We start from the raw sequence: 22,746 nt of genomic DNA, 5'->3' as shown, positions 1-22,746 counted from the left end.
AACCCCCTCCTGACGTCCTCCATTTGTAAACCATAATAACATAATATAATAGGAAGAAACACATTCGACAAAAACCGAGGAGTGACAGGCACCTATCATATTTCTCAGGAAATAGAGTTGGTCTAGATTTCAATATTGAGGGTCACCCTTATCTTAGGCCCCTTCCTAATATACGTGCTATAATATAGTGAAATTATACAAGAAACGGTGTGAATACCATGTTGGAAGATACTGGAGAAAGGGTCATTCCAGAAAGAATGAAAATAACAAATGGATTATTGCTTGAGCACATTGCCAGATATCATTTTGCAGCACGTTATGCGAATGGGAGAATTCTTGATTTTGCCTGCGGTTCTGGATATGGCAGTCAGATTATTGCTAAACAATGTAAAAACAATATCACTGAATTAATTGGTATTGACTACGAGGAAGAAGCGATTAAATATGCTAAACAGAAGTATTATCACCCACTAGCTACTTTTATTCAAGGAGATGTTTTAGATACTTCTTTATCCGATAGACTAGGTCATTTTGATGTTATATTAAGCTTTGAAACAATTGAACACATTAATAAGGAAGAAAGATTCCTTTCCAATATATATCGTTTACTAAAACCGAATGGCATTCTTTTATTATCTACACCCTTTGGTGAAGGTAGAGGAATTCCTTCTGGTCAGGAATTTCATGTACATCAATTAACCGAAGAGGAGTTCAGAAGCTTATTTAATGAATATACTTCTAAGAAATTTTACTATCAAAAAGGTGTATTAATCGAACCCGCTGAAAACGCAGAGGAGGAACATTATCCATTAGGAATTGCTGTCTGTAAAAAATAACTCCCAATGGTGCCTGGCACTCCCCGAATTTTGTCGAATGTTCATTTTAGGATATGCTAAATGGGCTGCATTTCTGCAGCCCATTCTCCATTTAGTATTTCTTTTTTAATAGTTTTATTGTTTTATCAAATTCAACTTCTACTTCCTTGTTTGGTTTGTAAGTTACTAAACTAACAATATAGGTTACTAATAGACTCAATATGAACCCTGGTACTATTTCGTAAAGTACATCAGAGAGTCCAGTATTTCCCCAAACAAAAACGGTGACTGCACCGACACTCATTCCCCAAAGTGCACCAGTACCTGTGATTCTTCTCCAGTATAATGATAAGAGAATTATTGGACCAAACGCTGCACCAAATCCAGCCCAGGCAAAGGAAACCAAACTCAGAATGGTATCATTTTTTTGCCAAGCAAAAACTAATGCTGTTAATGAAACAACTAATACTGCTATTCTACCAAGGATTACATAAGTTTTTTCTGAAGCATTGGATCTAAATACGGCTTTATATATATCTTCAACTAATGCTGAAGATGTCACAATTAATTGTGATGATATTGTACTCATGATTGCTGCAAGTACAGCTGCTAACATGATCCCCGCAAGAAATGGATGGAATATAATTTGGCCCATTACAATGAAAATTGCTTCTGGATCTGTTAATGAAGCATCTACATTTTGTTGAAAATATGCTACTCCAATTAATGCCGTTAAAGCAGCACCAATTAATGCTAATATCATCCATCCAATACCTATTCTCCGAGCTGATTTTGTTTCTTTCACCGATTTAATTGCCATAAATCGAACAATAATGTGCGGCTGTCCAAAGTAACCTAATCCCCATGCTAAGGAAGAAATTACTCCTGTTAGAGATGCTGTTGCAAAGAAACTAAGCATATTTGGATTAACGGTACGGATGGATTCTACCGTTGATTCAAACCCTCCCGTTAAGGACAGTCCGAAAATCGGTATAATAATTAAAGCTAAAAACATAATTAACCCTTGAACAAAATCCGTGTAACTCACTGCAAGGAAACCACCAATTAACGTATATGTGATAACAACCGCTGCCACTATAAGCAAGCCAGTATGATAACTATATCCAAATGAACTTTCAAAGAAAACACCACCTGCAACTAATCCAGATGATACATAAAATGTAAAGTAAACTAAAATAATTATTCCAGAAACAATCCGTAGTATTTGAGAATTGTCTTTAAAACGATTATCAAAGAAACTTGGAATGGTAATGGAATTATTGGATACTTGTGTATACACCCGTAATCTAGGTGCTACAAAATACCAGTTTAACCAAGCACCAATTGTTAAACCAATGGCTAACCATCCCTCTACAAGGCCTGAAACATAAATGGCACCAGGTAAACCCATTAGTAACCATTGTGACATATCACTAGCTCCAGCACTTAATGCCGAAACTGCCGGACCAAGACCACGACCACCTAACATGTAATCATTCAAGTTACTTGTACGTCGGTAAGCGTACCATCCAATTAAAACCATTCCTGCTAAATAAATAAGTATTGCTATAAGCTGATAACTATTTTCTGACACTTTATCTCCCCTTCTGTTTTTTACACAACGTTATCCATAATAACACGATGAGAATATTAGTCAAATTTTCCGATAACCAAAATATTATAAATGGTGCCTGTCACTTCCCGTATTTTGTCGATAAGATTATTATGTTTGCGGGGGTTCTATCTTTCGTGAGACATAAAAAATGGGGCACAGTTTTGTGCCCCATTTAATAATTTCTTCATCCTATTTAGGTTCCTTCAACAATTCCATCGTTTTATTAAATTCTTCTTCCACTTCTTGGTTTGGTTTGTAAGTTGCTATACTTACAACATACGTAACAATTAGATTTAACAGAAAACCCGGCACTATTTCATAGAGATATCCGGAAAGTGCAGTATTTCCCCATATAAATACAGTTACAGCACCTACAATCATTCCCCATAATGCTCCCGTACCGGTAATTTTTCGCCAGTATAGTGCTAAAAGAATAATCGGACCAAATGCAGCACCAAATCCAGCCCAAGCAAATGACACTAAACCTAGAATTGTGTCATTTTGCTGCCACGCAAAGACACCTGCTACTACTGATACTATAAGAACTGCAATACGACCGAGGTTTACATAACGAGCTTCTGAAGCATTAGAATTAATAACAGATTTGTAGATATCTTCCACCAATGCTGAAGATGTGACAAGCAATTGTGAAGATACCGTACTCATGATTGCTGCAAGTACAGCGGCTAACATGATTCCTGCAATAAATGGATGGAAAATAATTTGACCCATTTCAATAAAGATTGCTTCTGGATTCGATAATGAGACTCCAGGATTTTGCTGGAAGTATGCTACCCCTATTAATGCAGTAAAAGCAGCACCTAATAGTGTAAGAATCATCCAACCAATACCAATTCTTCTTGCTGATTTTGTTTCTTTTACATCTTTAATAGCCATAAATCTTACAATAATATGAGGCTGGCCAAAATAACCGAGTCCCCAAGCTAAAGAAGATATAACCCCTGTAGCAGTTGCAGTAGCAAAGAAACTTAGTAAATTTACATCAACAGCACGAATAGATTCTACTGTTTCTCCAATACCTCCAGTCAAAAATATTCCCAGGATAGGAACGATTATCAATGCCAAAAACATGATCGAACCTTGTACGAAGTCCGTGTAACTTACTGCTAGGAACCCACCTAATAATGTATACGCTATAACAACTGCAGCAACTACTACTAACCCCACGTGATAATCATAACCGAAAGAACTCTCAAAGAATACCCCACCGGCAACCATTCCGGATGAAACGTAAAACGTAAAGTATACTAATATAATGATACCTGAAACAATACGTAATATTTTCGAGTTTTCCTTGAAACGATTGTCAAAGAAACTTGGAATCGTAATGGAATTATTTGATACTTGTGTGTATACACGTAAACGTGGTGCCACAAACAGCCAGTTTAACCATGCCCCAATCGTTAAACCGATTGCAATCCACCCCTCAACTAGGCCTGATACATATATGGCACCAGGAAGACCCATGAGCAGCCATTGTGACATATCACTTGCTCCAGCACTAAGTGCCGAGACAGCAGGACCTAATTTTCTTCCTCCCAACATATAGTCGCTTAAGTCACTTGTCCTCCGATATGCATACCACCCAATCAAAATCATCCCTGCTAAATATATAATAATAGCAACTAGTTGGTATGTGTTTTCTGTCATCCTAACTCCCCCTTTTGTTTTTATATTAATCTATAATAACATGAAGAATATTCATTTTAATGAAAAAATTTATATTCACAGAAAATATTTCAAAATACAATAATTTTTTTCATTTTTATATGAAATAATAATTTTCTGTAATTTATTAGTAAAAAAATAGATTATCCCTCATTATGGCAATCAACGCACTTCTTCTTTTCTTACTTTTCGTCTTGCTCTCCACAGCATCACTAGTGAAAAAGCAACTGCCCCAGTAATAATCGGTTCTTTCTTTAGTTGATTATCTTTTGAATAGAAAACGTCTTTCATTACTAGGTTCATGTTTTGTGGCCGCTCTGCCAATCGACGCATGAAATAGCCAAACCAATCATTGCCAAAAGGAATATACGTGCAAAAATTGTAACCTTTTTGTGCTATATCATATTGCATTTCTCTTCGAAATCCGTAAAGCATTTGGAATTCAAATTTGTCTTTACTAATGTTATTTTCTCGAATGAAATGTAATAATTCGTTAATGATATGGTGGTCATGTGTAGCAAGGGAAGTGAATGCATCTCCTAGTAATCGTTTCTTGGCTATTAGAATATATTCGCGATCAATTTCTTCTTTTGTTTGGTAAGCGATTTCTTCCCTTTCCTTATATGCACCTTTTACTAGCCGGAGACGTACATTTTTTAATTCTTCGAGGTCGTCTTCTGTTCTGTATAGGTATGATTGGATTACCGTACCAACATTATCATATTTCGCACGCAAAGCCTTTAAAACATCTAGTGTTTGTATATAATGTGCGTAATCTTCCATGTCAATATTAACAAACACATCATACTGTCTTGCTTTATCAAGAATCTCACGCATATTATCTACGCAGAATTCTTGTTCAATATCTAATCCTAACTGGGTTAACTTTACTGACAAATGGCAGTCTAGATTTTCATTATAAATGGCTTCTAATATAGCAATAATTTGTTCCTTTGCCTTTAATGCTTCAGCTTTCTCCGATACAAACTCCCCCAAGTTATCTATGGTACAGCTTATTCCCCACATGTTAAGTTTTCTTATAGTATGGATTACATCTTCAATAGTTGTACCTGCAACAAATTTATCTGCACCGAAGCGAAATCCCCAGCGTCTTGCATGTTCATTTAAGAATTTATTATTTGACAAACCGATGAAAAAGTCCCTAGTAAAATTTGTCATCAGCAAAACTCCCTTTATCGATACATTGTAAATATAAAATGATGTATCTGCGGCAGCTGACATTGCTGCCACAAATACATTACCTACTAAAGACTAAAAAGTTTCCGAAACGATTTTTGCTTCCAAGAAATGCTGTAAATAATCCGGTCCGCCAGCTTTTGAATCTGTACCAGACATTTTAAATCCACCAAATGGCTGGTATCCTACAATAGCTGCAGTACACCCTCGATTAAAGTAGAGGTTCCCTACATGAAAATCATAACGTGCTTGTTCGAGATGTTCACGGTTATTAGAAATAACTGCTCCAGTTAAACCATATTCCGTATTGTTAGCGATATTTAATAATTCATCGAAATTATCTGCTTTTGTAAAAGCAACGACTGGACCAAAGATTTCTTCTTGCATAATTCTTGCCTCTGGTGCTACATTCTTAAAAATAGTCGGTTTAATATAATAACCTGTTGAATCATCCGCTTCGCCACCATATACCAATTCACCTTCCGTTTTACCGATTTCAATGTAATCTTTAATCTTATCAAACTGTTTTTTATTCACTACTGCTCCCATATAAACATCCTCTTCAGCTGGGTTACCAACTGTTAGTTCCTTCGTTAACTCGATTGATTTTTCTAGTACTTCATCGTATACATCTTTATGAATCACAGCTCTTGAACAAGCAGAACATTTTTGTCCGGAAAATCCAAAGGCTGAATTTACAATTGATTCAGCAGCAAGATTCAAATCAGCATCACTGTCCACAATAATAGTATCTTTCCCACCCATTTCTGCAACAACACGTTTTAGGTGCTGCTGTCCTTCTTGTACTTTTGCTGCACGTTCTATAATACGTGTACCAGTTGCGCGAGAACCGGTAAAATTAACAAAATGAGTATCCTTATGATCAACTAAGTAATCACCGATTTCAGATGGATTGCCAGGTACAAAACTAAGAACCCCTTTTGGAAGGCCTGCTTCTTCTAATACTTCGACTAATTTGTAAGCAACTACCGGTGTGTTTTCAGATGGTTTCAATAATACTGGATTACCAGCGACAATCGGCGCTACAGTTGTTCCACATACAATAGCAAAAGCAAAGTTCCATGGTGGAATGGTAACCCCAGGACCCATTGGTTGATAAAAATAAGAGTTATGTTCATTTGCTCTATCCTCTAAAGGCTTGCCCTTGGCTAATTCCAGCATTTGTCTACCATAGTACTCCAAGAAATCAATACCTTCTGCCGTATCACCATCAGCCTGCCCCCAAGGCTTCCCCGCATCAAATGCTAACCATGCAGAAAATTCATGTTTACGACGTCGAACAATCGCTGCTGCTCTAAACAAAACATCTGCACGTGCTTCTGGTGCCATCTTTCTCCATTTTTTAAATGCTTTACCAGCGCTTTCAAAAGCCTTATCGATATGTTCTTTTGTAGCTTTAGAAACCTTACCAACGACTTGATCTTTTTTTCCAGGATTGACGGACACCAATTTATCTTCTGTGTAAATTTTTTCTCCATTAATTACTAAAGGATATTCCTTTCCTAATTCAGCCTTCACTTTTTTCAAAGCAGCTTCAAATTCTTTTCGATTATTTTCATTGGTAAAATCTGTAAAAGGTTCGTGTTTAAAAGGTACGACCATAGTAAAACCTCCCTAATTAATTTGCATGAATGAAAGAAAGAAGTCACAAAAAATTATTGTTCATTTCCTTCCACTTACATACTTGCAAAAATCATGCCAAAAAAATTTTTAATAACAAGAACACAAAATCAAGCCTCTTAAAGGCAATAATTGACCTGTGTAACATTCCGATTATACAAAATAGTCAAAATTAAATGTAAACTTTATTTACACTTATGTAAATCTAATGTACAATATATTTACTATTATTAAATAACTCAGGAGGTGCAAAGAAATGGATACTTTTTATTTGCAAGCTATTTTATCAGCAGAAGATGACGCTATTACCATTATCAACCATAATAAAGAAGTTCTATTTTGGAATGATGCAGCAGTTCATACGTATAACATTCAAAAAAGCGACATACTCAACCATAAAATTACTGATTTTTTTCACAATGAAGACCTCATGGTGCTGAACGTCTTAGAAACTAAGGAATCTGTAAAAAACACCTATCACCGGCCTCGGCATGATAAACATGTCGTCATTAATGCTTCACCTGTATTTAATAAACATCATCAATTAATTGGAGCAGTTTCAATCGAAAGAGACATTACAAAGATTGTGAAATTAAATGAAAACCTAGTAACTACCTCAGCTGAATTAAGTGAATTGAGGCAGAAGGTATACACCTCAAAGGAAGAATCACCTTTTTCAGAAATGAAAGGAAACAGCCATGCTCTCCAACAAACCATACAAATTGCCAAGAAAGCTGCAACAACAGACGCAACGGCATTAGTTCTTGGAGAAAGCGGTACTGGAAAGGAAATATGTGCAAGAGCCATACATGAGGCAAGTAATCGAAAGAACGGTCCATTTATCCCAGTTAATTGTGGAGCAATCCCAAGTGCGTTATTTGAAAGTGAGTTATTCGGGTATGAAGGAGGAGCGTTTACCGGAGCAGAGAAAAAAGGAAAAGCAGGTAAGATTGAAATGGCTGAGGGTGGAACTTTATTCTTAGATGAAGTCGGTGAACTACCATTAGAAATGCAAGTAAAACTATTACGTGTACTACAGGAAAATGAAATTTACCGCATCGGTGATTCTAAAGGAAAAAAAGTAAATGTACGGTTTATTGCGGCAACTAACCAGAATTTAGAATTATTAATGGAACAAAAACAATTCCGTTCTGATTTATATTACCGGCTAAATGTTATACAAATTCAAATTCCACCACTCCGAGATCGAATAGAGGATATACCCAAATTATCTCGATTGTTTCTCCAACAATTTTCCACTCAATATCAAACTCCGATACCAACACTAGAAGACAGTGCGTTACAAGTGCTTTTTCATTATGACTGGCCAGGGAATATCCGGGAATTACGTAACTTAATTCAACGTATCGTGATCTTATCGGAAAAAGCAATTATTACGGAAGATGATATCTATCTATATTTTCAACATTCCAAACCCATCTCTACAAATTCAATACAAAGTGAGACTGGATCCTTACCAAAAGAGAAAGAATCTATAGAAAAACAACTAATTGTAGAAACGTTACAACAATTGAATGGCAATAAATCTGCTACAGCAAAGAAACTGGGAATCTCAAGGGTAACTTTATACAATAAACTGAAAAAATATAATATATAGGGATATTAGCCAATCTTTGAATGATTGGCTTTCTTAATGACAGTCGTACAGGCAAGTAATTTGTCCTAATAATAAAATGAACTAAATGGTGTAAAAGGAGGTTACCTATGTATAATGATCATTTCTTTATGACTCAACTAACTGGATCAAAAGAAGTTCCACCAGTTCATACCAACGCTGATGGTCTAGCGTTATTTCATTTTGATACTAGAAAGAATATGATTCGTTTCCGCTTAGACGTGAATGATATTGGTCCAATTACACAAGCAAATATTCACCTAGGAAATAGAAATATCGTTGGTCCTATTGTTGCTATAATATTTGAACCAGAATATTCACAGACAATTTCTGGAAAGAAAGTTATTGAAGGAGTAATTAGAGAAAGAGATTTAGTTGGTCCATTATCAGGAAAATCACTATCTGAACTAATTCGCGAGATGAAGGTTGGCAAAGCATTTGTTAATATCCAAACATCAAGATACCCAAAAGGAGAGGTACGAGGAAAAATCAGTCAGAATTGACCTCTCATAGATTAAAAGAAGATTCAAATCAACTTCTAAGATGTAACTAAAAGCCAAAACATTCAAGTAAGACAGATACTTGAACGTTTTGGCCAGTTATTCTAGCACTCTCCATTAACTGTTTTCCAACAACAGTAATTCAACAAAGCGATTTCCAAGTTCCTCTGTAGAAGCATTTCCACCTAAATCTGGTGTTAAATATGTACCCTCTTTTATAATTTTCTTTATAGTGGTAAGAACCGCTTCCCCCCACTCTTCCATCTCAAAGAAATCAAGCATTTGACTGACAGACCAAATGGCTGCAATGGGGTTAGCTACCCCTTTTCCAGCAATGTCTGGCGCAGAACCATGTACAGGTTCAAACATAGAAGGATACTTTTTTTCTGGATTAATATTCGCACCAGTTGCTAATCCTAATCCCCCAGTAATTGCCGCACCTATATCTGTTACAATATCACCGAATAAATTAGAAGTTACCACCACTTCAAATCGTTCAGGTTGTGACACGAAGTACAAACTTGCAGCATCTACTAAATAGGAATAAGTCTGGACATCTGGATATTCTTTACCTACTTCTTCAAAAATTTGATCCCAAAATACCATCGAGTAGTTAAGAGCATTTCCTTTACTTATACTAGTTAAAGTACGGTTTGTCTTTCTAGCTTCTTCATAAGCATGACGAATAATTCGCTCGGTACCTTTCCTTGAAAACACTCCAGTTTGCAGGACTACTTCCTCCGGTTTATCTTTAAATAGCCATTCACCAGCACCAGCATACTCTCCTTCACTGTTTTCTCTGATTACTAGCATATCAATATCTTTCTCTGCCTTCGATTTGAGCGGGGTCAATTCCGGATGTAACAAAGTAACCGGTCTTAAGTTTACATATTGATCAAACCCTTTCCGAATCTTAATCAACAAATCTCGTAAACTAATATGATCTGGAACCCCAGGGTAACCAACTGCACCTAAATAAATAGCGTCATAATCTTTTAACTGTTCAAGCGCATTATCGTCCATCATTTTTCCATTTTCTAAGTAATACTCGCACCCCCATGGAAATTCAGTAAAAGAAAATGATACAGTGGAATCCACTTTTTCTATCTCCTTTAATACTTTAACACCTTCTGCTACAACTTCAGGACCAATACCGTCTCCTGGTATAAGTGCAACTCTATATTGTTTCGTCATAGTCTCGCCTACCTTTTAATTATGAAATATAGATCCTTCTAATTCGGTTCATTAGACTGGCAAGAACCTCATCCACATTGCTATTTATCCAATTTGCCACATCCCTGGCAGAAATCTGTTCGGATCCTTGATTACCAATAAGAATAACCTCATCTCCTTCTTGTACTCCTGGGATATTAGTAACATTTATAAATGTTTGGTCAAGTGCAATTGTTCCTACAATCTTCACACGTTGTCCACGGACTAAAACATAACCATTATTAGATAATCTCCTTTTGTAACCATCGCCATGTCCAATTGGGAGAATAGCAATGTTCTCGATATCATTGGTAATATAATCTCCACCATACCCGACCTTTGAATTAGCAGGTAATAGTCGAATGTGAACCAATTCCGTCTTTAACTTCATTACTGGTTTTAAAGAAATTAATTTTTTTTGCCGAATGTCGGGCTGATATCCAAATAAAGCAATGCCAGGCCGAACCATATCCAAGTGCATATCCTTCCGTTCGATGGCGATTGTGGAAGCCCCAACATGCTTTAATGAAAAATAGAATCCTTTGCCTTCTAACGTTTTTACCGTTTCACAAAATAAATGAAACTGATCTTCCGTTGTATCCCAATCTCCTTCGTCCGCATTAGAAAAATGGGTATAAATACCTTCCCAATAAAGGTTTGGTAAATGATAAGTCAAATGACAAAAGTCAATCGCCTGTTCAGGTTCAATTCCAAAGCGATGCAAACCTGTATTAATTTTTAAATGAACAATCGCATCCCTATTTTGTTTAACCGCAGATGTACTAATTGCTTTTGCAGTACGCTCTGAACTTATGGATGCAATTAAGTGATAATAAACCAAATCATCTGCTTGGTCTGTCGTAATCGTACTAAGAACATGGATGGGTACATGTATACCACTTTCTCTTAGCAGAGCTCCTTCTTCAACCGTAGTAACACCGAGACGATTTGCCCCTGCTTTTACCGCTTCCATTGCAATTGGTACTATTCCATGCCCATAAGCATTCGTCTTGATTACGGCTAGAAAAATGCTTTTATCTACTCTCTCTCGTAATGCTAAAACATTTGAGCGAAAAGCAGATAAATCTATCTCTGCAACTGTGTGGCTTTCAACAAGAGAATTTGAATGACGCGGCATACACAATCCCTCCAAGTCAAGTTTCCCTTATGACATGTGGTCGATTTCGAGAATAGACCCTCGAAATGCTTCAACTATTTCACGCGTGGTCTTTCCTGGAGTACCAAACCCAATTACTTGCTGATCAACCTTTACAATAGGAACAATATCTAATTTTGTTGCTGTAATAAAAACTTCATCTGCATCTAATAAATCTTTCACCTTAAACGTTTGTTCGTTAACTTTAATACCTAACTCTTTACAAATGGATAGCACTTTTCTTCTGGTAATTCCATTTAAAATATAATTATTTGCAGGATGCGTGTAGACTTCCTTGTTCTTAACGATAAAAACATTGGATGCACTGGCTTCTGTGATAATATCCCCACGGTAAAATATAGCCTCTACTGCATTGTTTTCTACTGCCTTTTGCTTAGCAAGAACATTAGGCAGTAAATTTAATGTCTTTATATCACAACGAAGCCACCTAATATCTTCTGTCAAAACTGCTGTCGCCCCATGATCCTCTTCTTTTCTTAATGTCTCTTCTAGTTTTGTATAGGCTACAAGTATCGGCTTTGTATCACTGCTCGGGAAGTAATGCCATCTCTCTGCTTCTCCCCTAGTAACCTGCAAATATACGACTCCTTCTTTTAGGTTATTCACATGCACGAGTTCCATTAAGTATTTTTTCAGTTTACTAATAGGATAAGGAAGGGATATTTGTAACTCTTTTGCACTTCTCTCCAATCGTTGCAAATGCTCATCTAACATAAAAAATACTCCATCATACACACCAATTACTTCATAGATTCCATCACCAAATTGATAGCCTCTGTCCTCTATATCAATTAACTTCTTCCTTTCAATAATAGAATCGTTAAATAATATCTTTGTCATAAGACAGTTTCCTCCTTTTGTATGACTAGAGTTCCAATTCCTGTTTTCTCCTAGCTATTATCACTCCCAGTTAAGAAGGTTTTCGCTGTCTCTGCTAATATTGTAGCACCAACCGGTAATACTCGTTCGTCAATATCAAAATGAGGCGTATGTAAATTCCTCACTTTCTCATCTTTAACTCCACAACCAAGAAAAAACATAGAAGCCGGTATTTCCTTTGCAATATGAGCAAAATCTTCTCCACCAAGGCCAAATGGCTTTTCTATGATCTTAAAATCTGGATAGTTATTTACTATTACATGTTTGAAAATGTTGTTTATATTTGAATCATTATTTAGTGAGGGATCTTCTTGAATGAATTCCAGTTCATATCTTCCATCCATTGTTTCAACTATTCCAAATGCTTTCTTTATTTCTTGACGCAATATATCTCTTGTTTCAGGTGTATAACTTCTAATCGTTCCTTGAACTTTCACTCGATCAGGAATAACATTGCTTGTTGAACCACCATGAATGCTTCCAATACTTATTACTGCAGATTCTAACGGAGTTATCCTCCTTCCTGAAATTCCATACAACATCTGCAACACTTGATTCAGCATCCAAAATGGATCTGTCCCTAAATGTGGGTATGCCCCATGTCCGCCAGTAGCTAAAATATCACCTCTAAACACATCCACATTTGCCATACTGTACCCATCATTTATTTGTACTTCACCAAATCGATTTTCCGGACTCATGTGAAGTGCTATCGCAGCATCTACATTCTCCAAACCCCCTGCTTGGATCATATATGGCGCACCACTTCTTCCCGTTTCGTCTACATGTTCTTCTGCAGGTTGAAACAGAAACTTTACCTTTCCTTTTATTTCTTCCTTCTGGAAAGATTTACTGAGTAAATGCGCAGTTCCAAGTGCGATGGCGGTATGTGCATCATGACCACATGCGTGCATCACCCCTTTATTTTTGGAACGGTAGCTTACGTTATTCTGTTCCAATATAGGTAAGGCATCTATATCTGCACGAACCGCAATCGTAGGTCCAGAGCCAGAGGAAAGTGTACCAACTACTGCAGTAGGATATCCTACTCCCCGTTCCACTTTTATACCAGGAATTTTATCCAGTTCCTTAGCAACAAATGTAGAGGTTTTTATTTCCTCAAAGCTTAATTCAGGATACTGGTGAAGATGTCGGCGCCAGTTTACAAGCTCTTTTTTTATTTCCTGCGCTTTTGCAGCAAACGTCAATACACTCTCCTCCTTTATTTATTCTTTTTTTCTGTAGGCTATTGCAGTAATCTCCACGCTGGTTTCCATTAGAACACTACCAACTGTTATTCTCGCTGGTTTACTGTCCACATTCTCAAAGTATGCAGCATATACTTGGTTAAATGCATAAACATTGTCCTTTGATAAATCTGCAAGGTGGCAAGTCATATGCACAATATCATTCAGTCCAGCTCCTGCTTTCTTTAAGATCTGTTCAATGTTCTTTAAACAAGCTATCGTTTGTTCTGTGATGGAATCTCCAGCAAGCTCTCCATTAGGATGAACTCCATCTTGACCAGAAACAAATATGAATCCATCTGCTTCCAATCCTTGTGAATAAGGACCAGTTGGCTGTGGGGCATTTTGTGTTAAAATTTCCTTTTTCACGGACAAACTCCTCTCGTTCAGTGGAAATTATATTCCAATTGCTACATATTGGGATTCTACGAAAGCATCAATTCCTTCGTGTCCGCCTTCTCTCCCTACACCACTTTCTTTCATACCTCCAAATGGTACTTGAGCTGCTGAAGGGGCACCATCATTCCAACCTACAATTCCAAAATCAAGCTGTTCAATGACACGCATTCCTCTCGCTACATTTTCTGTAAATACATACGCGGCCAATCCGTATGGAGTACTATTTGCAAATTTTATAGCCTCATCTTCTGTTGCAACTTTCTGCACAGGAGCGACTGGTCCAAATGTTTCTTCTTGCATCACAATCATAGACTCATCCACATCTTTCATGACGGTTGGTGAATAGAATACACCATCGTAATCAGTGAGAGCTGTTCCACCTGTTACAACTTCCGCTCCTTTATTCACCGCATCCTCGACGTGCTGCGTCACTTTTTCAAAACCATCCTTATTAATTAAAGGCCCTACATCAACAGATTCATCCATGCCGTTTCCAACTTTCAGTTCCTTTACTGCTGCTGCAAATTTCTCTACAAATTCATCATAAATCCCGGACTGAACATAAATACGATTGGCACAAATACAAGTTTGACCGGTATTTCGAAATTTCGAAGCAACCGCCCCTTTTACTGCAACATCCACATTAGCATCATCTAAAACAATCATTGGCGCATGCCCGCCAAGTTCAAGTGACAATTTTTTCACCTGATCTGCGCTTTGACGTATGAGTATTTTTCCTACTTCTGTAGACCCTGTAAAAGTGATTTTCCTCACTTTTTCATTTTCCATGATAGCTTTTGCGATTTTTGATGAAGAACCAGTAACTAGATTCACTACACCTTCTGGAAAACCAGCTTTCTCACATAACTCCATAAGTTTAATAGCCGTTAATGGACTTTCGCTAGAAGGTTTAATAACAACTGTACATCCAGCTGCAAGAGCAGGCCCCATCTTTCGGGTTAACATGGCAGCGGGAAAATTCCATGGTGTAATTGCCGCAACTACTCCAACTGGCTTTTTCCATACTTGCAACCGCTTACTTCCCACATGTGTTGGTATAGTCTCCCCGTAAACTCTTTTTCCTTCTTCTGCAAACCATTCAATAAACGTTGCAGCATATTGAACTTCTCCTCGTGATTCTTTAATTGGTTTTCCCATTTCTAGTGTCATGATTTCTGCTAACTCTTCTTGATGTTCCATCATAAGTTCATATAGTCTTTGCAAATAACCTGCACGCTCATATGCTGTTATACTTGACCACGTTTGAAAGGCAGTATGCGCTGCATCAATAGCTTTATTTGTTTCTGACTCAGCGCCATATGGAACCTTACCAACCATCTCACCAGTAGCTGGATTGGTTACATCCATTGTTGCTAAGCCCTCTCCAATCCATTTGCCGTTAATGTACATATTATAATCCTTCATTGTTAGCACTCCTATCTAAGTTTTTTCTAGTATTCTTTATACCATAAGTATTAAAAACTAAAACTTTATTCGGAATCTGTTTTTCGAACCAATTTTTCTTCTACAAAAGATATATGATTTTTTATCTTTCTTTCTACCGATACTGTATCTTTATGAAGTAACGCTTCCATTAATTCTTTATGTTCCCGATAAAATGAAACAGGGCTTGAATAATATTGATCAAGATGTGCTAAGTACACACGAATCTGAACACTTATAGATTCATATATTTTTATGATTCTTGAATTTCCACACATATTGACGACATACTGATGAAACTGCATATCTAAATCAAATAATGCATTCCAATTTCCATTTTCCGCTTCTTCCTTCATTTCATCAATAATACTCTGCAAATCTTGATAATGGGGTTCTTCCAAATTTTTCAATGCCTTCACAAATGCTTTCGCTTCTATCATTAATCGCAATTCGTTCATTTCATCTAAATCTCTTTCTGTAAACTCAGACACAAATGTTCCTTTGCGCGCCTTACTAGTAACCAATTCTTCCTGCTCTAATATTTTCAATGCTTCCCGTATTGTACTTCTACTTACATCAAAATTTTCTGCTAAATCTGCCTCTATCAACCTCTCTCCAAATTTTACTTTTTGATTATAAATATCTTGTTTTAGATGTTCAGCGATTAATTCGCCTAATGGTCTTTTAGCTATAATGCTGTCTTCATTCATCATGTTAAACTCCTTCACTTATTTTCAGCCTAAACACCTATGTCGATTGTCGACAATTTTAATTCCATTCTAAAAGATAGGCGTTTAATTGTCAATAAATATTAGAATTATATAAAAATTAGATTTTCAACTTGACTTCCAGCATTATTCCCGTTATTTTGAATTTATGTAATCCGATGACTGGGGGTAGAAACGTAGATGAAGATACTTGCTTATGAACGGGTAGAAAAACCTGTTTTAGACGCATTAAAGGAAAAACATGACGTACGTTTTTTTAAAAATATTGACACGAAACAAGATAAGGAATTTATTGAATTCCTCTCTGAGGCTGATGGTATAATCGGATTGGCACTAGATGTCAATAAAGAATTACTGGAAAAGGCTCCAAAGCTAAAAGTTGTGAGCAACGTTTCTGTTGGTTACAATAACTTAGATATTCCAGAATTAACCAAACGTAACATTATGGCAACTAACACACCAGGCATTTTGACTGATACAGTTGCTGACATGGCATTTGGACTAATTCTTTCTACTGCAAGAAGAATTCCTGAGCTTGATCAATTTGTAAAAAATGGACACTGGACAGAATCTCTTACGGAAGAACACTACGGTACGGATGTTCATCATAAAAAACTAGGTATTATCGGTATGGGACGAATTGGAAATGCCATAGCCAAACGTGCTCACCATGGATTTGATATGGAAATCATATACCATAGCCGGTCACGTAAACCGAATGTAGAGAAAGAATATCAAGCAACCTATATGGATTTAGATAGCTTGCTACAAGAATCAGATTTTGTTTGTCTGATTACACCACTAACAAAAGAAACAGAAGGTATGATTGGAAAAAGAGAATTTCAATTAATGAAAAAATCAGGTATCTTCATCAATGCATCCCGTGGTGGAACAATTGTTGAACAGGACTTAATTGACGCTTTAAAGAATGGCGATATTTTAGCAGCAGGAGTCGATGTATTTGAGCAAGAACCAGTTGACTCCAATAATGAACTTCTTAAACTGAAAAATACGGTTACATTGCCTCATATTGGATCATCATCCTATGAAACGGAATTGAAAATGTCTCAATTAGCTGCTGAAAATTTAGAAGCAGGATTAAGTGGACGTAAACCGCCAAATTTAATTAATCCCGAAGTTAGAGCAAAGAAAATATAAATCACAATGGCCTGGAGCAAGTGTTCCAGGCCATTTCTTATCAAACTCTAGTATGATGACTTTACTTCATATTCTATATAGTTTGTGAAGTAACTCGCACAGTTAGTTGGTGCTGTATTACAGCTATGGCAATATACTATTCATTCTCTTTAGGTTGATTTATTCCATTTTCAATATTAATCAATTCCAAATCAAGTTTTCTCTTTTCTAATTCGATTTCTTTCAGTTTAAGTTCATAGCTTTTTTTCTTATCATATCCATAATAAAGCAAGGAAAAACCTACAATAATTATGACAGTAACATAAAACAAATATTCCACATCCTTTGCCCCCAACGTATTGATTCTAATAATATAGTTTTTCAATTCTTTAATCAAAACTTAGAATACTAGTAAGATACAAGTCATTAAAAGGACCAATCTCCTTCAATTTAGAGGGATGGTCCTTTTTATGATGGTAAATATGAATTTATTAGAGTAACGATGACTAAAAAACCTCCTACATTCTAAGCCAAGCGAATATTTGGTTTAACAAGTAGTTCACGTGGGAAATCAGCTAATACTTCACAACCAGTTTCCGTAACACGAAAAGATTCGCTAATTTCAATTCCCATATTATCCAGCCATATTCCCGGAATCATATGAAATGTCATATTTGGTTCTAGAACTGTTTTATCACCTGCTCGCAAACTAGCAGTGTGCTCTCCCCAATCTGGTGGATAATTTAGCCCCATAGAATAACCTAGTCGCGAATCTTTTAAAATACCATGTTTTTCAATTACCTTTTTCCATACCAATTCAACTTCCCCACACGTCATACCAGGCTGTATAACATCAAGTGTTGTATTAATACCCTCTACTACAACATCAGCAATATATTGTGATCTTTCATCAGGCATTCCCAGAATAATGGTTCTTGCTAAAGGTGAATGGTAACGTTTATAACAACCACCAATCTCAATAATTACTGGATCTCCCGGTTTAAAAGTCTCATCTGTCCATGTTAAATGACATGCAGAGGTTTTCTCACCAGTTGGTAATAATGGTACTATTGCTGGGTAGTCTCCTCCGTAATCATCAGTACCACGTATTTGTGCGTGAGAGATAGCAGCAACAGCATCCGATTGCTTCACACCAGGTTCAATTGTATCAAAAGCAGCTTGCATTGCTATCTCTGATATTTGAGAGGCAATTTTAATACATTCAATTTCATTTTCAGATTTAATAATTCGTACCCAGTTAACTAGGTTAGTACCATCTTTAAATTTTGCATTAGGTAAACCTTCTTGTAATTTTAAAAAGTTCATTGCGGTAAAATAATAAGCATCAAACTCTGCTGCAATTCTATGTTTATCTCGATTTTTCGACTTAATGAAATCGCTAACAAATTCCATAGGATGTTTCTCAGTAGATTGCACATAATCGTCAGCATAAGGATAGATATGTTCCTTATCTAACCAGGAAGTATGAATTGCTGCACTTGCATCCTGCCCTCTCCCAATCCAATATGGCTGATCTTCTTCTATAAAAATAACCAGCAACTGATGCACATAAAATGACCACGCATCATAGCCGCTAAGATAGTTCATGTTTGCAGGGTCTGTTACTAATAATACGTCAATTCCACTAGCCGCCATACGGTGTTTTGTCTTTGTTAATCTTTCTTGATACTCAGAAATTGGAAAAAACACCATACAAACCCCTCCGTTTTCTAAAATAATAGGAATTAAAGCTAAATAAGGAATTACTTCTTACACTAGTGTATGCAAGCATTGCTCTTTTAGATTCCCTTTGACAACCCAAATTTATTCGATTAAAGGAAAGATTTTTTATCAAGCAGATGTAAATACAGTATAAAATTGTTAAGTGATATAGACAGAAGGAACTGTTGTATTCTCTTTAACATATTTCCTACTAATTTAGTCGATTGTCGTCAATTTTAAATAAAGCGTAAATCATGTTTTTGTCAATGTCAATATATATATTAAATATAATTTTTTATTTTTTTAAATATATTGTTTATTTTTAATCGTTGACTTATTTACAAAATTATGTTTTATTATAGTTAATTAATGTTGTCGACAAACGACATTCGACTTCATATGATAATGTAAATCCCCAATAAACCAATCATCCTATTTTCATCTAACCAGACACGTTAATAATGTCCTCAGGCAATCAAATAGAAGGGAGTTTTTTCATTGAAAAAAGAAAAACAGTCTCTACTGGAAAAAGATGAGAAATACTTATGGCATGCAATGAAAAAGTATAATCCAGAAGGTACAATGATAAGTACGAGTGCCGATGGTGTATGGATTACTGATATTGATGGCAATAAATACTTGGATGGTCAGGCAGGATTATGGTGTGTAAATGTTGGATATGGAAGAGAGGAATTAGCTGACGCTGCAGCTAAACAACTGAAAGAAATGCCGTACTACCCACTTACACAAAGTCATCTACCTGGAATTCATTTAAGTGAGAAACTAAATGAATGGCTTGATGATGAATATGTTATCTTTTATTCCAATAGCGGATCAGAAGCAAATGAAACTGCCTTTAAAATAGCACGTCAATACTACCAACAAACCAACCAGCCTAATAAATATAAATTTCTATCACGATACCGGTCTTATCACGGTAGCTCCTTTGCAACTCTTGCAGCAGGCGGACAAAATCAGCGCGCTTTTAGATATGAACCCCTTTCACCTGGATTCGTCCATGTAAGCCCGCCAGATTGTTATAGAAGCCCTTTTTCAAATGAGAATGGCGAATGCTGCATCCAGGCTGCAGATGAAATCGATAGAACAATTACTTGGGAAATTAGTGACACTGTTGCAGGTGTAATCATGGAACCCATAATAACTGGTGGAGGCATCTTAGTCCCACATGATAATTACATGAAACGCGTTCGGGAAATTTGTGATAAACACGGTGTGTTGCTAATCTCTGATGAAGTAATCAACGGTTTTGGGCGAACCGGAAAACCATTTGGATTCATGCACTATGATGTAAAACCAGACATTATTACGATGGCAAAAGGATTAACGAGTGCCTACATGCCACTTGCAGCAACAGCAGTAAAACGAGAAATATATGAAGCGTTTACTTCGAATGACGATTACAACCATTTCCGGCATGTGAATACTTTTGGTGGAAGCCCTGCTGCTTGTGCTGTTGCTATTAAGAATCTAGAAATAATGGAAAAAGAAGATTTAGTGAAAAATTCAGAAGAACTTGGCACATGGCTTTATGAAGAACTTCAGGAATTGAAAGACCACCCTAATGTAGGAGACATCCGCGGTGGAAAAGGACTGCTTGCAGGTATCGAATTAGTAAAAGACAAAAGGACAAAAGAACCAATTGAAGAATCCCGCGCCGCAAAAGTAGTAGCACGTTGTAAAGAGAAAGGTGTCATAATCGGAAAAACAAGCGATACAGTCGCAGGATACAACAACATAATAACCATGTCACCACCCCTATCAATCACCAAAGAAGAACTCCATTTCCTAGTAACCACACTAAAAGAATCTATCTAAAGGTGCCTGTCACTTCCCGAATTTTGTCGAAAGTATTAGTAGAAAAGGAGAATTTCTGAATGATTATTGGTGTACCAAAGGAGATTAAAAATAATGAGAATCGTGTGGCTATCACACCTGCTGGTACCACACAGTTTGTGAAAAATGGCCATCAGGTTATAATCGAAAAAAATGCTGGACTGGGTAGTGGATATACAGATAAAGAGTTTATTCGTGCTGGTGCAATTATTGAGGCAGAACCAAGCAAAGTTTGGAATCACTCCAATATGATATTAAAAGTAAAAGAACCATTGAAAGAAGAATACAAGTATTTTAGAGAGGATCTAATTTTATTTGCTTATCTGCATTTGGCGGCTGAACCTGATCTTTCTAAAGAATTAATCGATTCTGGTATCACTGCTTTAGCCTATGAAACGGTCGAAGAAAAAGGGAAACTACCACTTCTAACACCAATGAGTGAAATTGCTGGACGGATGGCAGCCCAATTAGGTGCACAATACCTTGAAAAAACAAAAGGTGGAAAAGGAATTCTGCTTTCTGGAGTACCTGGAGTACCACGTGGAAAAGTAACCATCATAGGTGGTGGTGTAGTTGGAACTAATGCTGCAAAGATTGCTATTGGATTAGGTGCAGATGTCACGATAATTGATCTTAATCCTAATCGTTTGCGTGAATTAGATGATTTGTTTGGGAGTGAAATTAATACCTTAATGTCTAACCCGTATAATATCGAGCAAGCTGTAGTTGAGTCAGACTTAGTAATTGGATCTGTATTAATCCCTGGGAGGAAAGCGCCAAAACTTGTCACAGAAGATATGGTCAAGAGTATGAGTTCCGGTTCTGTTATTGTCGATGTAGCAATTGACCAAGGAGGAAACTTTGAAACAATTAATAAGCCTACAACTCATGATCAGCCAACACACGTAATACACGATATTGTACACTATGCTGTTGCAAATATTCCTGGCTCTGTCCCAAGAACCGCAACAATAGCCTTAACCAATTCTACTATTCCATATGCACTACAAATAGCCAATAATGGACTGAATAAAGCATTACAAAATCAACGTTCACTAAAAGCAGGCGTGAACGTTGCAAAAGGGAAAGTTCTTAATAAAGCTGTAGCAGATGAGTTAGGTTTTGCACTTGCCAAAAACTGAATCTCTTAGGATTTAAGGAGCTAACCAGGACCTCCATGTTTATTCCTACTGTTGATGTATAGCCTGTTTTAGTCGGTCTTCCTAGGTTCTTTTATCAGTGTTGTCTCATCGTACAGAGGTTTGGGAAGTCTACTAGTTGCTGGAAAATGGAGCTGGACGCGACCATTACAATAAAAAAGCAAGCTACGTTTTTAAACGTAGCTTGCTTTTTTAATTGCCTGGCGGTGCCCTACTCTCGCAGGGAAAATTCCCAACTACCATCGGCGCTGGAGAGCTTAACTTCTGTGTTCGGCATGGGAACAGGTGTATCCTCTCCGCAATCACTACCAGACAATAATTATTACTATGGCGGTCCGGACGGGACTCGAACCCGCGACCTCCTGCGTGACAGGCAGGCATTCTAACCAACTGAACTACCGGACCTAAAATATATTATTTAGCATAATTGATTTATAGAAACTAATATTTTGATGACCCGTACGGGATTCGAACCCGTGTTACCGCCGTGAAAGGGCGGTGTCTTAACCGCTTGACCAACAGGCCGGTATGATTTTATTTTTATTGCTTGTACCTTAAAAACTAAATAAGAGTAAATCTAAGACATCTTGAAGAATTTAGTTAAGTCCTCGATCGATTAGTATTCGTCAGCTCCACGTGTCACCACGCTTCCACCTCGAACCTATCAACCTCATCGTCTCTGAGGGATCTTACTC

Annotated in this window: 19 protein-coding genes, 2 tRNA genes and 2 rRNA genes; 6 read left to right on the top strand and 17 right to left on the bottom strand. The window is 36.8% G+C overall.

Translation table 11 applies throughout. The features are described 5' to 3' along the window. The first annotated feature begins 218 nt into the window (after positions 1-218). Positions 219-836: a class I SAM-dependent methyltransferase gene (locus tag D8M06_RS15550; protein WP_121205521.1), complete on the top strand. Its 618-nt coding sequence runs from the start codon at positions 219-221 to the stop codon at positions 834-836. 91 nt (positions 837-927) lie between these two features. Here the strand turns inward: D8M06_RS15550 and putP (D8M06_RS15545) are convergent, their stop codons facing one another. The 4 genes from putP (D8M06_RS15545) to pruA all read right to left on the bottom strand — a co-directional run bounded on the left by putP (D8M06_RS15545) (position 928) and on the right by pruA (position 6,939). Further along, complete coding sequence (gene putP, locus D8M06_RS15545) at positions 928-2,409, bottom strand: sodium/proline symporter PutP (protein ID WP_121205520.1); 1,482 nt, start codon at positions 2,407-2,409, stop codon at positions 928-930. A gap of 210 nt (positions 2,410-2,619) precedes the next feature. Beyond that, the gene (putP, locus tag D8M06_RS15540; protein WP_121205519.1) at positions 2,620-4,101 is read right to left on the bottom strand and encodes a sodium/proline symporter PutP; all 1,482 of its coding nucleotides are present in this window, start codon (positions 4,099-4,101) and stop codon (positions 2,620-2,622) included. Between the two features lie 180 nt (positions 4,102-4,281). Continuing rightward, complete coding sequence (locus D8M06_RS15535) at positions 4,282-5,298, bottom strand: proline dehydrogenase family protein (protein ID WP_121205518.1); 1,017 nt, start codon at positions 5,296-5,298, stop codon at positions 4,282-4,284. Positions 5,299-5,391: 93 nt separating this feature from the next. Then, the gene (gene pruA / locus D8M06_RS15530) at positions 5,392-6,939 is read right to left on the bottom strand and encodes an L-glutamate gamma-semialdehyde dehydrogenase (protein WP_121205516.1); all 1,548 of its coding nucleotides are present in this window, start codon (positions 6,937-6,939) and stop codon (positions 5,392-5,394) included. A gap of 274 nt (positions 6,940-7,213) precedes the next feature. Here pruA and D8M06_RS15525 point away from each other — a divergent pair, with 274 nt between their 5' ends. After that, positions 7,214-8,575: a sigma-54 interaction domain-containing protein gene (locus D8M06_RS15525; protein WP_121205515.1), complete on the top strand. Its 1,362-nt coding sequence runs from the start codon at positions 7,214-7,216 to the stop codon at positions 8,573-8,575. A 107-nt stretch (positions 8,576-8,682) separates the two neighbouring features. After that, the gene (locus D8M06_RS15520) at positions 8,683-9,096 is read left to right on the top strand and encodes a CHRD domain-containing protein (RefSeq protein WP_121205514.1); all 414 of its coding nucleotides are present in this window, start codon (positions 8,683-8,685) and stop codon (positions 9,094-9,096) included. Between the two features lie 114 nt (positions 9,097-9,210). Here D8M06_RS15520 and D8M06_RS15515 read toward each other — a convergent pair whose 3' ends face one another. The 7 genes from D8M06_RS15515 to D8M06_RS15485 all read right to left on the bottom strand — a co-directional run bounded on the left by D8M06_RS15515 (position 9,211) and on the right by D8M06_RS15485 (position 16,160). After that, positions 9,211-10,287, bottom strand: coding sequence for a tartrate dehydrogenase (locus tag D8M06_RS15515; RefSeq protein ID WP_121205513.1), 1,077 nt, complete (start codon positions 10,285-10,287; stop codon positions 9,211-9,213). Positions 10,288-10,306: 19 nt separating this feature from the next. Continuing rightward, a complete protein-coding gene (alr, locus tag D8M06_RS15510; RefSeq protein WP_121205512.1) occupies positions 10,307-11,443 on the bottom strand; it encodes an alanine racemase in 1,137 nt (378 codons plus the stop codon). Between the two features lie 27 nt (positions 11,444-11,470). Continuing rightward, positions 11,471-12,322 (bottom strand): D-amino-acid transaminase, encoded by an 852-nt coding sequence (dat, locus tag D8M06_RS15505; protein ID WP_121205511.1) that lies wholly within the window; start codon positions 12,320-12,322, stop codon positions 11,471-11,473. 50 nt (positions 12,323-12,372) lie between these two features. Next, positions 12,373-13,569 (bottom strand): M20 metallopeptidase family protein, encoded by a 1,197-nt coding sequence (locus tag D8M06_RS15500; protein ID WP_121205510.1) that lies wholly within the window; start codon positions 13,567-13,569, stop codon positions 12,373-12,375. Between the two features lie 18 nt (positions 13,570-13,587). Beyond that, a complete protein-coding gene (locus tag D8M06_RS15495; protein ID WP_121205509.1) occupies positions 13,588-13,977 on the bottom strand; it encodes a RidA family protein in 390 nt (129 codons plus the stop codon). A gap of 27 nt (positions 13,978-14,004) precedes the next feature. Beyond that, a complete protein-coding gene (locus D8M06_RS15490) occupies positions 14,005-15,432 on the bottom strand; it encodes an NAD-dependent succinate-semialdehyde dehydrogenase (protein ID WP_121205508.1) in 1,428 nt (475 codons plus the stop codon). 65 nt (positions 15,433-15,497) lie between these two features. After that, on the bottom strand, positions 15,498-16,160 hold the full coding sequence (locus D8M06_RS15485; RefSeq protein WP_121205506.1) for a GntR family transcriptional regulator: 663 nt from the start codon (positions 16,158-16,160) through the stop codon (positions 15,498-15,500). A 198-nt stretch (positions 16,161-16,358) separates the two neighbouring features. Between D8M06_RS15485 and D8M06_RS15480 the strand changes: the two genes are divergently transcribed. Beyond that, on the top strand, positions 16,359-17,336 hold the full coding sequence (locus D8M06_RS15480; protein WP_121205504.1) for a 2-hydroxyacid dehydrogenase: 978 nt from the start codon (positions 16,359-16,361) through the stop codon (positions 17,334-17,336). 136 nt (positions 17,337-17,472) lie between these two features. Here D8M06_RS15480 and D8M06_RS15475 read toward each other — a convergent pair whose 3' ends face one another. Next, positions 17,473-17,655, bottom strand: a complete 183-nt coding sequence (locus tag D8M06_RS15475) for a hypothetical protein (protein ID WP_121205503.1) — start codon at positions 17,653-17,655, stop codon at positions 17,473-17,475. A gap of 185 nt (positions 17,656-17,840) precedes the next feature. After that, positions 17,841-19,028 (bottom strand): M24 family metallopeptidase, encoded by a 1,188-nt coding sequence (locus tag D8M06_RS15470; RefSeq protein WP_194074641.1) that lies wholly within the window; start codon positions 19,026-19,028, stop codon positions 17,841-17,843. A gap of 507 nt (positions 19,029-19,535) precedes the next feature. Here D8M06_RS15470 and D8M06_RS15465 point away from each other — a divergent pair. Further along, the gene (locus D8M06_RS15465) at positions 19,536-20,873 is read left to right on the top strand and encodes an aspartate aminotransferase family protein (protein ID WP_121205502.1); all 1,338 of its coding nucleotides are present in this window, start codon (positions 19,536-19,538) and stop codon (positions 20,871-20,873) included. Positions 20,874-20,932: 59 nt separating this feature from the next. Continuing rightward, positions 20,933-22,033, top strand: coding sequence for an alanine dehydrogenase (gene ald, locus D8M06_RS15460; RefSeq protein WP_121205501.1), 1,101 nt, complete (start codon positions 20,933-20,935; stop codon positions 22,031-22,033). Positions 22,034-22,249: 216 nt separating this feature from the next. Here the strand turns inward: ald and rrf are convergent. The 4 genes from rrf to D8M06_RS15440 all read right to left on the bottom strand — a co-directional run. Then, positions 22,250-22,364 (bottom strand): 5S ribosomal RNA (gene rrf / locus D8M06_RS15455). A gap of 15 nt (positions 22,365-22,379) precedes the next feature. Beyond that, a tRNA-Asp gene (locus D8M06_RS15450) sits at positions 22,380-22,456 on the bottom strand. 48 nt (positions 22,457-22,504) lie between these two features. Beyond that, positions 22,505-22,576, bottom strand: a tRNA-Glu gene (locus tag D8M06_RS15445). A gap of 71 nt (positions 22,577-22,647) precedes the next feature. Beyond that, positions 22,648-22,746 (bottom strand): 23S ribosomal RNA (locus D8M06_RS15440); the annotation flags it as partial.

It is taken from the genome of Oceanobacillus halophilus, assembly GCF_003628505.1.
GTDB classification, from domain to species: Bacteria; Bacillota; Bacilli; order Bacillales; family Amphibacillaceae; genus Oceanobacillus; species Oceanobacillus halophilus.
The sequence above is the reverse complement of the archived record's forward strand: the minus strand, read 5'-3'. Positions and strand labels throughout refer to the sequence as shown.